Here is a 13788-nt window from a genome sequence, read left to right as displayed (position 1 = left end):
CCACCCACCCGCCCGCGAACGTCTCTCGACTCCGAGTGCAGCAGTGCAGCGGTGCAGGTGCAGGTGCCCGAACGCACAAGGTGCGCGCCGACAAACACACGGCGTGCCGAAACGCCGATGGATCAGCACTGGCCGAACCGGACCGACGACTCCAGGATGATCGAAAACGGCAGATCGCCATGGTCGGCAAGCCGACAGCACGGGCTGTTCGGGGTGTCCGCTGACAGCCGCGGACAAGTTGGCCACCCAAAGGGCATCGTTACCCGGTACGGTGCGCGTTCGTGGAGGTTCATGAACTCGCGATAGCCGGCGCCTGGGTGTTCACCCCCCGCCAGCACACCGACGACCGAGGCACGTTCCTGGAGTGGTTCCGCTCCGAGACCGTGACCAAGGTGATCGGTCACCCACTCGATCTCGCCCAGGCGAACCACAGCGTGAGTCGGCGGGGGACGCTGCGTGGCGTCCACTACGCCGATATCCCGCCCAGCCAGGCCAAATATGTCACCTGTGTGCACGGACAGGTCATCGACTGCGTGGTCGACATCCGAATCGGCTCGCCGACCTACGGCACGCATCAGGCGGTCGTGCTCGACGACGTTGACCGGCGGGGTCTCTACCTTGCCGAGGGGCTCGGTCACGCCTTCATGGCACTCACCGACAACGCGGCGATCTCCTACCTCTGTTCGACGCCCTTCAACCCCTCGCACGAGCACGGCATCGACCCGCTTGACCCTGAGCTGGCACTGCCGTGGCCATCGGATGTGTCGCCGCTGTTGTCCGAGAAAGACGCTGCGGCCCCGTCGCTGAAGGAAGCCGAAGCCGCGGGCCTGCTCCCGTCCTACCCCGACTGCCTCGCCTTCTACGAGGTCCTGCGCAACCAGCGGGGCCGTGGCCAGTAGCGGGCGACGACCCGGCCCAGCACGTCCTGCGACGGCACAGAGCCGAAGGTCGCGCTGTCCGTGCCGAACATGACGTTGTCGGATTGCAGCCACCACGACCCGTCAGGTTCGACGAAGGCCGCACGCTTCACCCCGAGCCCGCGTCCAGGCAGCCGCGCCACGACCACGTCTCCCATCCGTGGGGCCACGCCCCACAACACGACGCACGCATCACCGTCTCGCAGCGTCGGCAGCATGGACTCCCCACTGACCCAGACCGCCCGTACCGCAACACCTCGGCTCACCCGGGTAGGTTGCCAGAGGGTGGTGACAGAGCCCAGATGCCGTCCAGGACGGCTCCGGCCCGCCGCTCCTGACGGCCACCAGGCACCTTGCACGCACCAGATGCTCCTCATCGGTCCAGCGGACGAGATACGTCCAGCACGACGAGAAAGGACGGCGGCATGAGCCTCCTGCGTCCAAAGACAACGGTCAGCGCCCACTGCGACCTACCCTGCGGGGTCTACGACCCGGCCCAGGCGAGGATCGAAGCGCAGTCGGTGAAGGCAATCCAGGAGAAGTACCAGGCGAACGAGGACCCGGCCTTCCGCTCCCGCGCACTGGCCATCAAGGAGGAGCGCGCCGAGCTGGTCAAGCACCACCTGTGGGTGCTCTGGACCGACTACTTCAAGCCCAACCATGTTGAGAAGTACCCCGAACTGCATGATCTGTTCTGGCAGGCCACCAAAGCGGCGGGAGCGGCCGGCGCCAAGGGTTCGGTCGACCCGACCGACGGGCAGCAGCTGCTTGACCTCATCGACCGGATCTCCACGATCTTCTGGGAGACCAAGGCCGCATAAGAGACGTCCTGGAACAGCTGACAATGGCCGCTCAGGGCCGGGGTGTTCGATCAGGGAAACGGAGTTCCTGACGGATCGGCTCCGCCGATCCGTCAGGCCCGGCTGGCTGGCTGGCTGGCCAGATCGCGGGCCGTGGGACGGGGGACGAATACCCTTATTTTTCCAGAAAGACCAGTTTTTTCACCTCGGTGGGACCATCTCCATATCCAGGACGATGGGACGTAGTCGGAATCACCTTCACAATCGCCAGAATTGATCACCCGACCTGCGATGACACCTCAGCGCTGGGTACGGTGGTCTTCACGTGGCACGAGCTGGGAACGGACGCCGGCGGCCGAGGGCGGCGCGATCATGGATTTTCGCGTCGCCGGAGGCCCACAGCGACACGAGCGGCCGAGGGCGGCGCGATCATGATTTTTCACGTCGCCGGAGGCCCTGAGCGACAAGGGGGTACCGCGGTGGACACGACTCCGAAGACCGGAACCGCGAACGGTCAGGGCGGTGTCCCGGCTGGCGGGGTCCCCGGTACCGGGGCCTCCACCAGCACAGTTCCCAGCCCCGGAGTGCCTGGTGGCGGGCTGCGGGACATTGTGCAGCTCACGCTTCCCGCGGCAAGCGCCTACCTGTCGGTGCTGCGGACCGCAACCGCCTCGCTCGCGGCCCGTGGTGACTTCACCCTCGACGACATCGAGGACCTACGGATCGCCGTGGACGAGGCATGTGCCCTGCTCCTGCTGTCGGCTGTGCCCGGGTCGAACCTGGAATGCACCTTCGAGCTCGCCCCAGGGGTCATCCAGGTCGGCGTGACGGTACTCAGCCTGGACGGCGAACCCCCGTCCACCGACACGTTCGCCTGGACAGTGCTGACCGCCCTCGCCGATGAGGTCTCAAGCTCGGTGACCGCCGACCCCCGGGTCACCATCAGGCTGCGAAAGCGGCGCGGTGTGCCCGAAGACCGGGTGCCCGAAGACCGGGTGCCCGAAGACCGGGTGCCCGAAGACCGGGTGCCCGAAGACCGGGTGCCCGAAGACCGGGTGCCCGGTCCCACGACCGCCGATGTACGCACCGGCAATACCCAGGCCGGCGGGCCACAGACAGGCGGGACACAGACCGCCGAGACTCGGGCGACCACGACACAATGGACCGGGAACGCGGGCGCGCCGAACAACGGACCGGTGGGCGCGCCGTGACCGCAGGGCGCACGCGACCGTTGCAGGACGCCGTGACCCCGGCCACGCAACGCTCGCGGCCTTTGCTTGACGACGCCCATGGCCTCATCACCCAGAACGCTTCGGCCCCCGCCGCGGCAACCTCCGATGACGTCGCCCAGCCCGAGTCGCCCGCAGGTGGACCAGGCGGCGACATCCGGCCGACGGAGTCCGCCGCGCCCGATCCGACGGTCACGGCGCAGGCCAGACCAGGTCATGATCCGCGCTACGGTTCGGGTCATCCAGGCGAGACCAACGACCGGGCGCGCGCCCGCGAACTATTCGCCCAGCTTGTCACGATGCCCGACCGCACCCCGGAACGGGCGGAGATCCGCGACCAGCTCGTCCGGATGCACCTGCCGCTGGTGGAGTATCTGGCCCGCCGCTTCCGTAACCGCGGCGAGCCGCTCGACGACCTGACCCAGGTCGCGACGATCGGACTGATCAAGTCCGTTGACCGCTTCGATCCCGAGCGCGGGGTGGAGTTCTCGACCTATGCGACGCCTACCATCGTCGGCGAGATCAAGCGGCACTTCCGGGACAAGGGCTGGGCGATCCGGGTTCCGCGACGGCTACAGGAACTCAAGCTGTCGCTGACGAAGGCCACCTCAGAGCTGTCTCAGACGCTCGGCCGGTCGCCGACGGTGAGCGAGATCGCCGCCCATCTCCAGCTGACCGAGGAGGAGGTGCTGGAGGGCTTGGAGTCGGCCAACGCCTACTCGGCGGTGTCCTTGGACGCCCCGGACTCCGGCGACGACGAAGCCCCCGCGGTAGCCGACACCCTCGGTGTCCAGGACGAGTCCCTGGAGGGGGTCGAGTACCGGGAGTCACTCAAGCCGCTGTTGGAAAAGCTGCCACCACGGGAGAAACGAATCCTGCTGCTGCGGTTCTTCGGAAACATGACGCAGTCGCAGATCGCCGCAGAGCTCGGGATCTCGCAGATGCACGTCTCACGGCTGCTCGCACGCACCCTGGCCCAACTGCGTCGCGGCCTGCTGGAGGATGCCTGACGACCGAAGACGAAGCGATCATGGTTTTTCGCGCCACCGGGGGCCGGCGGGCGGCCCTCAGGTCCCGCCTTCGCCGGGATCCCGGGGTTCGCCGGAATCCCGGGGTCGATAGCCGCCAGCCAGGCCGACGAGCGTCAGGATCGCGACGGCGACGGCGACCAGCGGGATGCCCTCGCCATAGCGACCGCCCTGGAGCAGGCTGACGGCGACAGGCAGGCACAACAACTGCACGACGACGACGGGCGAGCGGGCCCACGATCGCCCGGCCAGCAGCGCCCGTCCGAGCAGGCCGAGCCCCACGGCGGCGACGATGGCGAACAGACCACCGAGCTCCGCCCGGCCGCGGTCATCGGTGTCCGCGCCGAACCCGCGGACGATCAGGAACACGCCGAGACCACCGATGACGAGTCCTTCGGCGCCGAGCAGCGCCACAGCGGCCGGCAGGGCCGGCGGGGGATGCACGGCGTCCCGCAGACGATCGCGGCGCAGGTCGGTCCTCGAAGGCACACACCGACAGTACGTGGCCGCGCAGACCATGGGCGAGGGCACGCCCCTATTGCCGGTCGCTCAAAGTCCCACCGGCTACCGTGGACATCATGCGCGCGCTGTTGGTCGTGAACCCCATTGCAACGGCGACGACCCAGCGTATTCGGGATGTTCTGGTCAGTGCACTGGCCGCCGACCTCAGCGTGGACGTCGTCATGACCAAGGGCCGGGGCCACGCCGCCGAGCTCGCTGAACGCGCCGCCGACAACGGCCTCGACCTGGTTGTCGCGCTCGGCGGCGACGGAACGGTCAACGAGATCGCCAACGGACTACTGCGGTCGGGGCCGGCTCCCGGTGTTCCCGCCCTCGCGGTGGTGCCCGGCGGGAGCACCAACGTCTTCGCCCGTGCCCTGGGCTACTCGGCGTCCCCGGTGGAAGCGACGGGAGAGCTTCTGGAGGCGCTCCGGGACGGTCGTAGCCGCCGGATCGGGCTCGGGCACGCAACCTTCACCAGTTCCGCGGGCCTCAGCCAGTCTCGATGGTTCACCTTCTGCGCCGGCTTCGGTCTGGACGCGGCAGTCGTCGAGCAGGTCGAGCGCAAACGGGTACACGGCCGCCGCAACACCCCCGGGCTCTACCTCCGGTCCGCACTCGGCAGGTTCATCCGCAACACCGGGCGACGCTGTCCCCCGATCAGCGTCACCACGGGCGAATCGAGTCAACCAGGCGGACCGGACGAGCTGATGGCAACGCAGACAGCGACGGCACAGGCACAGGCACAGGCCCGGAACACGACGCTGCCGGACTATCCGAGCCAGCTCGCCCTGATGCCGGAACAGGTGTTGGCAGCCGTGGTGTGCAACACGACACCATGGACCTATCTCAATGCCCGACCGGTGCGTGCCTGCCCGGACGCATCCTTCGACGCCGGGCTGGACCTTGTCGGTCTGCGTCGACTGACGGTGGCGACGACAACCCGTAGCGTCCTGCAGATGCTGCACGGCTCCCGGGGACCTCAGGGCCGCCACATCCTTGCGCTGCACGACCAGGCGCGGATCGCGCTGACAGCCGCGCAGGCGATCCCGTTGCAACTGGACGGCGAGTACATCGGGCCGCAGACGGAACTGACGGTCCGCTCCATGCCCAGTGCCCTGCGCGTCATCGTCTGAGGGTGCGGACCACCTCCGCTGGATCGTCGCAGATCACCGCATCCACACCGGCGTCGCGCAACTGCTCGGCGTCGGCCACCGAGGCAACCGTCCACGTCGCCAGACCCACTCCAGCCGCCCGCGCCCGTTCAGGCGTCGCCGCCGAACCGAGCACGGACGACACGTGGGCGTGCAGCTCCTGGTGTCCCGCCGACCGCACGTAGGCGATGCCGCCGGCCAGCGACATTCGCGGCATCGTCAGGAAGGCCGTGTTCACGGCGATCTCGGCGTCGCGTACCGCCTCGATCGCGAACCAGTCGAACGATGAGACGGTCACGGCTGCCGGGACGGGTGGGACCGTGCTGGCGGCCCGGCCGAACCCACGGGCACGCAGAAGGTCGATCAGGGTCCGGGCGGTCTCCTCCCGGGGAGCGTCGAAGTCCGGCTGACCCGGCTGGTTCTTGACCTCGAGGATGATCCGGCCACGGCCGTCCCAGACGTCAAGGACGTCGGTCAGGGTGGGCACACCGAGATGGCTCAGTTCACGGGTGGTTCGACGGATGACGGCACGGCCGGTCAGCCGGCCCGGTATCCGGGCGTCATGGACACACACCAGATCGCCGTCGGCGCTGCGCCGTACATCCACTTCGATACCATCGGCACCGGCCCGCAACGCGGCATCCACTGCTTCGACGGTGTTCTCCGGGCCGGGAGTCCGGCTACCGCGATGACCAAGAACCTGCATGAGTCAACGATGCCATCACGGCCATGACCATCACGGGCAGGGACCTCCCGGCGGGAGCCAGGTAGGCGCAAAACCCTTGGACGACTACAGCCAAGGCCAATCCGGCATGTTGTCCAGATCCCCCGGACATGTGCGTTCACTGAGTCGGCAGTACTGGGAGAGTCTGTCTGTCAACGTCGTTCGACCCACCGCAAGGCGTGGTCCACCTGTGTCTCGACGGGACAGGTGCAGGCAGGAAGGGATGCGAAGCCACTTCCAGGTTCTTGCGCCCACGGCAGTTGCGGTGGGAGGGTGGCGAATGTCCGAGGTGGATGGACCACGTACACCTCGGGCTCACGCGCGAGGGTGTAGGCGGTCGAAAGATCGAGAATCCGCACGGATCCGGCATGCGAATGATTGTCGGGAAGTGCGGCACAACCGTAGCGGCTCGCAAAGCGTCTCACGTGCAGTGTGGCCCGAGACGAGAGAGGGAGTTGTACGCATGGACTGGCGCCATAGAGCGCTCTGCCGCGACGAGGATCCCGAGCTCTTCTTCCCGATCGGTACAACCGGTCCGGCTGAACGCCAGGTCGAAGAAGCAAAGGCCGTCTGCAGGCGGTGTGCTGTAACAAGTGATTGCTTGAGCTGGGCACTTGACACCGGGCAAGATTCCGGGGTTTGGGGCGGTTTGAGCGAGGATGAACGCCGTGCACTCAAACGCACTGCGCGCACCCGAGTTCGCACCGCCTGATTACCCACAACCACCAACCCGGCACAAGCTGCACGACGACGTCCCCGGTGGCCCGGAAGTGACGCATCGGCCCCAGGGGTGTTGCCGCGTGCCTTGATGCCATTCCCGTCCGTATTCGTGCAGTCTGCGAGCGGAACTATCGACACCCGCTGTACAGGGGTCGAGACAGCAGGACATGGGGGGCCAGAACGGGGTGGGACGGCGCCAGGCACGGTGGTGCTGTACCCACCTCGACGGTCCTCGTAACGTCGATCTTCGAAAGAATTTTCACGGCGGCAACGGGATGGACAACAGAGCCTCCGTGCCACGATCCGGTCCGGCCTGGAGCCGGATCGCTCCCTGCATCTCACCGAGCACGAGTTGGCGGACGATCTGGAGGCCCAACCTGGGCGAGTGCTCCAGCTGGAAATCGTCGGGCAACCCCGCGCCGTCATCGGCGACCACCACGTCCAGTCGGTCGACACCACGGTGGACACGGAGCTCGATCGTGCCGGCCGAACCATCGAACGCATGTTCGACAGCATTCTGCAGAAGCTCGGAAAGCACAAGCGCCAGCGGCGTGGCGAGTTCGCCGGGTAGCCGGCCGAACGATCCCTTGCGGGTCGTGTTCGCGCGCGTTCCGGTCGAAGCTAGATCAACAGTGACCGACGTGATCTGATCGGCGATCTCGTCGAAGGGCACCGACTCGCCGAGACTCTGCGAAAGCGTCTCATGGACCACGGCGATCGATGTCACCCTGCGCACCGACTCGCGCAACGCCAGCCGTGCCTCATCGGCCTTGGTCCGACGCATCTGCAGGCGCAGCAGAGCCGCGACCGTCTGCAGGTTGTTCTTCACCCGATGATGAATCTCCCGGATGGTCGCGTCCTTGCTGAGGAGTTGTGCCTCGCGACGCCGAAGATCGGAAACATCGCGGACCAGGACGAGCACCTCCCGGGTGGCCCCTGGGAACAGCGGGATCGCGCGCAACAGCACCACCGTGCTGGCGACCGCCAGTTCCACCTCGACCGGCCGGCGGCGACCGATCGCGTGCCACACAGCCGGGGTGGTCGCCGGTAGGCTCAGCGTCCGGTGTACCGACCGCAGATCCTCACCGGTGACATTGCCGGTGTACCCGAGGCGACGGTAGGCCGACAGCGCGTTGGGACTGGCGAAGATGACCTTTCCCGAACCGTCCAGGCGAAGCATCCCGTCCCCGACCCGCGGCGCTTCGGGCAGCTCGGCGGCACTTCCCCGGAACGGGAAGGCCCCTTGTGCGACCATCAGCGCCAGGTTGTTCGCGCACTGCAGGTAGGCCGATTCCAGCGCGCTGGGTGTGCGGGTGGTGGCCAGGTTCGTGTCCCGCGCCAGTACCGCGATCACCCGGTCGGAGTGCAGGACCGGGATAGCCTCGGTCCGGACCGGCACGCCGCCGTCCCACTCCGGCTCGCCCTCGCGGGCGATCCGGCGTTCCCGCCACGAGTTCTGCACCACCCACCTGTTGATCACAACACTGCCGACCTCGTCGTTGTGATACGCCGTCGGCCCGGTGGTCGGCCGCACCTGCGCGACCACCAGAAACTCAGCTCCTGGACCGGACCCGCCACGGGCCACCACGGCCCGACTGGGAACCAGCAGCAACAGGTCCGCGAAGGACAGATCGGCCAGTAGGGCCCAATCCGCCACCAGGGCATGAAGATGATCGATGTCATCCGCGCCGAGATCGGTGCTCTCGCGCAGAAGGTCCGCCAGCGTTCCCACGCAAGGCAGACTGCCAGACGCGGTGCCACCGCCGGAGCCCCGGCCGTATATCGGTGCCACGTCGAACACCTGATCTCTCGTCAGCTCATGCCGGTCGACCATAGGCTTCCGTTGTGCATCCCCTCGCAGGTCACCCCGCACACGACCCGCTCGCATGGCTGGCCGGCCATGCCCGGCAGCGGGAGGATGCCGGCCTGCGGCGCACTGTGCATCCGCGCACACCCGCCGCCTGGGCCGCCGGCGACCCACCCCGCCAGCTGGACCTGGCCGGCAACGACTACCTGGGGCTGTCGCGTCATCCCGACGTGGTCGACGGTGGGGTGCGGGCGCTTCGAACCTGGGGCGCGGGCTCCACCGGAAGCCGGCTGGTGACCGGAACGACGACCTTGCACGGTGACCTGGAGGACGCTCTCGCCGCCCATACCGGCTTCGCCGCCGCGCTGGTCTTCGCCACCGGATACGCGGCCAACCTGGGCGTTCTCACCGCGCTGACCGGCCCGGACGACCTGATCGTCTCCGATGAACGCAATCATGCGTCGCTGGTGGACGCCTGCCGGCTCTCCCGGGCACGGGTGGTGATCATCCCGCACACCGACGTCGATGCCGTCGACACGGCACTGGCCGGGCAGCCGTGGCGCAACGCCGTCGTCGTCACCGACTCGGTGTTCTCCGCCGATGGCGACCTTGCGCCGCTACCGGCGCTGCACGCCGTCGCCCGGGCCCACGGCGCGCTGCTGCTCGTCGACGACGCGCACGGTCTCGGCGTCGTCGGCCCGGGCGGGCGGGGAGCGCTCGCGGACGTCGGCCTGGCCGGCGAGCCGGATGTGGTGGCCACCGTGACGCTGTCCAAGGCCCTGGGTAGCCAGGGTGGAGCGGTACTCGGCCCGGCGGCGGTCCGCGCGCATCTGATCGACACCGCCCGCACGTTCATCTTCGACACCGGACTCGCCCCGGCGTGCGCCGGCTCCGCGCTGGCTGCGCTCGAGCTGCTGGCCGCCACTCCCGGACTCGCCGACGACGTGCGACGGCGGGCCAGCCAGCTCGCCGCGCTCACGGCCGCGCCCCAGCCGGCCGGAGCGGTGGTATCGGTCATCCTGGGTGAACCCGCACGCGCGGTGGAGGCGGCAGCGGTCTGCCGGGCGCACGGTGTGGCGGTCGGCTGCTTTCGCCCCCCGACCGTGCCACCGGGGACGAGCCGGCTGCGGATCGCGGCCCGCGCCGACCTCACCGACTCCGACCTGGCCCACGCCGCGACCGCCTTCGCCACCGCTCTGGGCACACCTGCCCCGGGTGCGCCGGCTCCGGGTGCGCTGACCCCGGTTGCGCTGTCCCCGGGTGCGCCCGGGTGACGGTGCTCGTGGTGACCGGGACCGGAACCGGTGTCGGCAAGACCGTTGTCACGGCTGCGCTGGCCACGCTGGCCCGGGACCGGGGCACCGACGTCGCCGTGGTGAAGGCCGCGCAGACCGGCGTCGGCCCAGGTGAGCCCGGCGACCTCGACCATGTGCGGCAGCTGTCCGGAGTCGAGGACCTGCACGAGTGCGCCCGTTTCCCGGCGCCGCTCTCGCCGGCCGCGGCGGCCCGGCTCACCCGACGCCCTCCAGTGGAACTCGCCGACGTCGCCCGACAGGTAACGGAGCTCGCCCGGGGTCGGCGGCTCGTCCTGGTGGAAGGCGCGGGCGGGCTGCTGGTCCGCTACGACGACGAAGGCGCCACCGTGGCTGATCTCGCCCGCGCACTGGCTGCGCCGGTGCTGCTGGTCAGTGCGGCCGACCTCGGCACGCTCAACGCCACCGCGCTGTCCCTGGAGGCGCTGGCCCACCGTGGCCTGGAACTGGCTGGTCTGGTCATCGGTTCCTGGCCGCCCGATCCGGACCTCGCCTGCCGTTCGAACATCAGCGACCTGGAGATGCTGGCCGCCCGCCCGCTCGCCGGAGCGCTACCGGCCGGGGCTGGCGCAGCGGATGCGGCGTCCTTTCGTGACACCGCCCGAGCGTGCCTCGCGCCTGCGTTGGGCGGTACCTTCGACGCTCAGCAGTTCCGAGAGAGACACACTCCGTGACACGATCGGCAATATCAGGTGTCGGGCAGGTGTTCACGGACCGGACCCGACTGAGAACTATCGCCGACGAGCGCGCGTGAACCTCCGCCGATGTGCGAGCGTCCACCGTGGGAAAAGAGCGTGGCCGAACGTGAAGCCACCCGGCGCACCTCCATATCTCCGCAAGCCCGCACCGCCACAGCTCCACAGCTCCACAGCTCCACACCGTCAGACGAGTCGAGGTCCATATCGGACCACAGGGAGACCACTGTGCCGCCATCGTCAGCGACCGCCCCGCCCGCCGCACGCCGATCAGGCGAAGACGTCAGTACCTCCAGCGACATCCTGCAGGTCGCGCGTAGCCAGGTGCTGGAGGATGGTAACGGCCTGTCGGCCGAGCAGACACTGGCCGTACTGCAGCTCGACGACGACCGGATCAGCGAGGCACTCGCACTCGCACATGAGGTGCGGCTGCGCTGGTGTGGTCCGGAGGTCGAGGTCGAGGGAATCGTCAGTCTCAAGACCGGCGGCTGCCCCGAGGACTGCCATTTCTGCTCCCAGTCCGGACAGTTCGACTCGCCGGTCCGCGCAGTCTGGCTGGACATCCCGTCGCTGGTTCAGGCCGCAGCGGCGACCAGGGAGACCGGCGCCAGCGAGTTCTGCATCGTCGCAGCCGTACGGGGTCCGGATGACCGGCTGATGAGCCAGGTCCGCGCCGGCATCGCCGCGATCCAGGCCGCCGTGGACATCAACATCGCCTGTTCGCTCGGGATGCTCACCCAGGAACAGGTTGACGCCCTCGTCGACATGGGCGTGCACCGTTACAACCACAACCTGGAGACTGCGCGTTCGCACTTCCCCCAGGTCGTGACCACCCACAGCTGGCAGGAACGGTGGGAGACCTGCGAGATGGTGCGAGCGGCCGGCATGGAACTGTGCTGCGGCGCGATCATCGGCGTCGGCGAGACGCTGGAGCAACGGGCGGAGCTCGCCGGGCAGCTCGCCACACTGCAGCCCGACGAGGTGCCGCTGAACTTCCTCAATCCGCGGCCCGGTACACCCTTCGCGGACCTACCTGTGATCAGCGCCACCGACGCGCTGCGGACGATCGCCGCGTTCCGGCTCGCGCTACCGCGCACCATCCTGCGTTACGCCGGCGGCCGTGAGATCACCCTTGGTGACTTGGCGGTCGACGGGATGCTCGGTGGCATCAACGCCGTCATCGTCGGCAACTACCTGACGACATTGGGACGCCCGGCCGAGGCGGACCTTGCGATGCTCGCTGACCTCAAGATGCCGATCAAGTCGATGCAGGCCACATTCTGACCGCATCATCGAAGACTCCGCCGGGCGCGCAATCATGGTCCCAACGCGCGCCCGGCGGCCTCGGGAAGCCTAATCTCAGTGGCATGACTGTCAGCGAGACGGAGACGGCCTTCTGCGACCGGTGCGGACGGTTGCTCTCCGACGGAGAGCACGACACCTGTCACCGGGCCCGGTTGCTGGAACCGCCACGCTTCTGCAAGAGCTGCCGTCGACGGCTGGTCGTGCAGGTCACACCGACCGGGTGGACGGCCCGCTGCAGCGAACACGGCGCAACCGTCGGCTGAGCCCCTGTGCGGCTAGGGTCAGGCCGCTGGCAGGCCGTCGAGGAGGGCTATCAGGTCGCCTTCCTGGACGACGTCCCCCTCTTGCACCGCGATCCGGGCGACCCGACCGCCGTCCTCGCTGAGCACCGGGATCTCCATCTTCATGGAGTCGAGGATCACGAGCGTATCCCCGGCCGACACCGTGTCACCGACACCGACCACGACCTTCCACACATTGGCGACCATCTCGGCTCGAACTTCCTCGGCCACGGTTCCCCTTCCCCACTCCTGACCGGACAAACGCACAACGTGAGCGTAGTGCGCACCCGGACACGACCGCTGCGCGCCACGTCGACAAAGAAAGTCCCGGTTCGACTGCCGATTCACCCAAACCCGGCGGTTGCCACCCCAGTGATGATCTTCCGGCAGCGCTCCGGAGACTATGACCTCCGGGCGCGCGATCTGACGATCGTCGCGCACCCTTTGGTCCTCCAGCCGGTCGGGACCGCGGCGCGGGCAAATCAGACATGCCGGAATGTCGACCCTGCGGTCCACCGCGCCGCGGACACAGCACACTACGAGGGTGTTCGTTCTCCTTGTGCTCGCCCTGATCGGTGGCGTCACGGTCGGGCTGATTCGTGGTGGGACGCCGGACGCCCTGGTTCGGATCCATGTGGCGCGCCCATGGATGTTCGCGACCGCGCTCGCGGCACTGGTCCTCGGGCGGGTCGTCCCCGGCACGCAGGTCGCAGCCTGGGTCGCGGCGATGGTGGCCGTCGCGCTCTTCGCGGCGGCGAACTCCCGACTACCGGGCCTCGGTCTGCTGCTGGCCGGGATCACGCTCAACACGGTGGTGGTCCTCGCCAACGGCGGGCGGATGCCGGTGTCACTGTCGGGGGCCGAACGCGCCGGCATCGCGGTCAGCGAGGTGTTGGCGTCCTCCCAGTACACTCCGGGAGACACCGCCACGGTCCTGCGTTCGGCGACGGACGTGATACCGCTGGCATTCCCGAACGCGCCGGCCGTGGTCAGCATCGGCGATGTGTTGATCGCCTCCGGCGCAGGGCTGTTCGGAGCGGTCGCGCCAGTGCGGGCGCGCCGCACCCTGCAAGCTCGCCGCATCCGCGTGACGCGGTCCAGGACCTCCGGCGCAGCTTCTCCTGCTCCTCCGGCGGATCCGGGCCCCGTGGCGGCCGCCGCGGCGGCACAGCCGACCGAGCGCCCGTGACAGGATGACCGAAGCTGAAAGGAGGTACCCGACATGGCGAAGAAAAAGCGTAAGCGGCGCGCACGCGCCAAGCACAAGGCCAATCACGGCAAGCGCCCCAACACCTGAGCCGGCACGGCACCGGC

The 13788-nt window shown here is 68.5% G+C and carries 15 protein-coding genes and 1 pseudogene; 11 read left to right on the top strand and 5 right to left on the bottom strand.

The window, feature by feature from the left end; all coding sequences use genetic code 11:
- The first annotated feature begins 281 nt into the window (after positions 1 to 281).
- On the top strand, positions 282 to 899 hold the full coding sequence (locus U9978_RS19070; protein ID WP_322762498.1) for a dTDP-4-dehydrorhamnose 3,5-epimerase: 618 nt from the start codon (positions 282 to 284) through the stop codon (positions 897 to 899).
- On the opposite strand, the gene U9978_RS19065 is transcribed toward U9978_RS19070, so the two are convergent.
- On the bottom strand, positions 860 to 1183 hold the full coding sequence (locus U9978_RS19065) for a S24/S26 family peptidase (RefSeq protein WP_322762497.1): 324 nt from the start codon (positions 1181 to 1183) through the stop codon (positions 860 to 862). The genes U9978_RS19070 and U9978_RS19065 overlap by 40 nt on opposite strands.
- A gap of 159 nt (positions 1184 to 1342) precedes the next feature.
- On the opposite strand from U9978_RS19065, the gene sodN reads away from it, so the two are divergent.
- The 3 genes and pseudogenes from sodN to U9978_RS19050 all read left to right on the top strand — a co-directional run bounded on the left by sodN (position 1343) and on the right by U9978_RS19050 (position 3956).
- Positions 1343 to 1738 (top strand): superoxide dismutase, Ni, encoded by a 396-nt coding sequence (sodN, locus tag U9978_RS19060; RefSeq protein WP_322762496.1) that lies wholly within the window; start codon positions 1343 to 1345, stop codon positions 1736 to 1738.
- A gap of 458 nt (positions 1739 to 2196) precedes the next feature.
- Positions 2197 to 2694, top strand: a pseudogene (locus U9978_RS19055) (anti-sigma factor); the annotation flags it as partial.
- Positions 2695 to 2876: 182 nt separating this feature from the next.
- Positions 2877 to 3956 (top strand): RNA polymerase sigma factor SigF, encoded by a 1080-nt coding sequence (locus U9978_RS19050; protein ID WP_416211044.1) that lies wholly within the window; start codon positions 2877 to 2879, stop codon positions 3954 to 3956.
- Positions 3957 to 4013: 57 nt separating this feature from the next.
- On the opposite strand, the gene U9978_RS19045 is transcribed toward U9978_RS19050, so the two are convergent.
- Positions 4014 to 4463, bottom strand: coding sequence for a hypothetical protein (locus U9978_RS19045; RefSeq protein WP_322762494.1), 450 nt, complete (start codon positions 4461 to 4463; stop codon positions 4014 to 4016).
- 89 nt (positions 4464 to 4552) lie between these two features.
- Between U9978_RS19045 and U9978_RS19040 the strand changes: the two genes are divergently transcribed.
- Positions 4553 to 5611 carry a diacylglycerol/lipid kinase family protein gene (locus U9978_RS19040; RefSeq protein ID WP_322762493.1) on the top strand — a complete coding sequence of 353 codons (1059 nt, stop codon included), beginning with the start codon at positions 4553 to 4555 and terminating at the stop codon, positions 5609 to 5611.
- On the opposite strand, the gene U9978_RS19035 is transcribed toward U9978_RS19040, so the two are convergent.
- On the bottom strand, positions 5601 to 6335 hold the full coding sequence (locus tag U9978_RS19035) for a glycerophosphodiester phosphodiesterase (protein ID WP_322762492.1): 735 nt from the start codon (positions 6333 to 6335) through the stop codon (positions 5601 to 5603). The genes U9978_RS19040 and U9978_RS19035 overlap by 11 nt on opposite strands.
- A gap of 481 nt (positions 6336 to 6816) precedes the next feature.
- On the opposite strand from U9978_RS19035, the gene U9978_RS19030 reads away from it, so the two are divergent.
- On the top strand, positions 6817 to 7065 hold the full coding sequence (locus tag U9978_RS19030; RefSeq protein WP_239310115.1) for a WhiB family transcriptional regulator: 249 nt from the start codon (positions 6817 to 6819) through the stop codon (positions 7063 to 7065).
- A 267-nt stretch (positions 7066 to 7332) separates the two neighbouring features.
- Here U9978_RS19030 and U9978_RS19025 read toward each other — a convergent pair whose 3' ends face one another.
- Positions 7333 to 8805, bottom strand: a complete 1473-nt coding sequence (locus U9978_RS19025; protein ID WP_322762491.1) for a sensor histidine kinase — start codon at positions 8803 to 8805, stop codon at positions 7333 to 7335.
- Between the two features lie 113 nt (positions 8806 to 8918).
- Here U9978_RS19025 and U9978_RS19020 point away from each other — a divergent pair, with 113 nt between their 5' ends.
- From U9978_RS19020 to bioB, 3 genes are all read left to right on the top strand, one after another.
- Complete coding sequence (locus U9978_RS19020) at positions 8919 to 10154, top strand: 8-amino-7-oxononanoate synthase (RefSeq protein WP_322762490.1); 1236 nt, start codon at positions 8919 to 8921, stop codon at positions 10152 to 10154.
- On the top strand, positions 10151 to 10867 hold the full coding sequence (bioD, locus tag U9978_RS19015) for a dethiobiotin synthase (RefSeq protein ID WP_322762489.1): 717 nt from the start codon (positions 10151 to 10153) through the stop codon (positions 10865 to 10867). Before U9978_RS19020 ends, bioD begins: the two co-directional genes overlap by 4 nt.
- A 249-nt stretch (positions 10868 to 11116) precedes the next feature.
- Complete coding sequence (gene bioB / locus U9978_RS19010) at positions 11117 to 12172, top strand: biotin synthase BioB (RefSeq protein WP_322762488.1); 1056 nt, start codon at positions 11117 to 11119, stop codon at positions 12170 to 12172.
- 302 nt (positions 12173 to 12474) lie between these two features.
- Here bioB and U9978_RS19005 read toward each other — a convergent pair whose 3' ends face one another.
- Positions 12475 to 12705 (bottom strand): biotin/lipoyl-binding carrier protein, encoded by a 231-nt coding sequence (locus U9978_RS19005; protein WP_322754132.1) that lies wholly within the window; start codon positions 12703 to 12705, stop codon positions 12475 to 12477.
- A 313-nt stretch (positions 12706 to 13018) separates the two neighbouring features.
- Here U9978_RS19005 and U9978_RS19000 point away from each other — a divergent pair, with 313 nt between their 5' ends.
- Both U9978_RS19000 and U9978_RS24170 read left to right on the top strand, forming a co-directional pair.
- On the top strand, positions 13019 to 13663 hold the full coding sequence (locus tag U9978_RS19000) for a DUF5317 family protein (protein ID WP_322762487.1): 645 nt from the start codon (positions 13019 to 13021) through the stop codon (positions 13661 to 13663).
- A gap of 33 nt (positions 13664 to 13696) precedes the next feature.
- Complete coding sequence (locus tag U9978_RS24170) at positions 13697 to 13771, top strand: 50S ribosomal protein bL37 (RefSeq protein ID WP_369809780.1); 75 nt, start codon at positions 13697 to 13699, stop codon at positions 13769 to 13771.
- Positions 13772 to 13788: the final 17 nt, after the last annotated feature.

Origin of the sequence: Protofrankia sp. Cr2, from assembly GCF_963555885.1 — a bacterium.
GTDB lineage: Bacteria > Actinomycetota > Actinomycetes > Frankiales > Frankiaceae > Protofrankia.
Note: the sequence above shows the minus strand (reverse complement) of the source record. Positions and strands in the feature narration are given on the sequence as shown.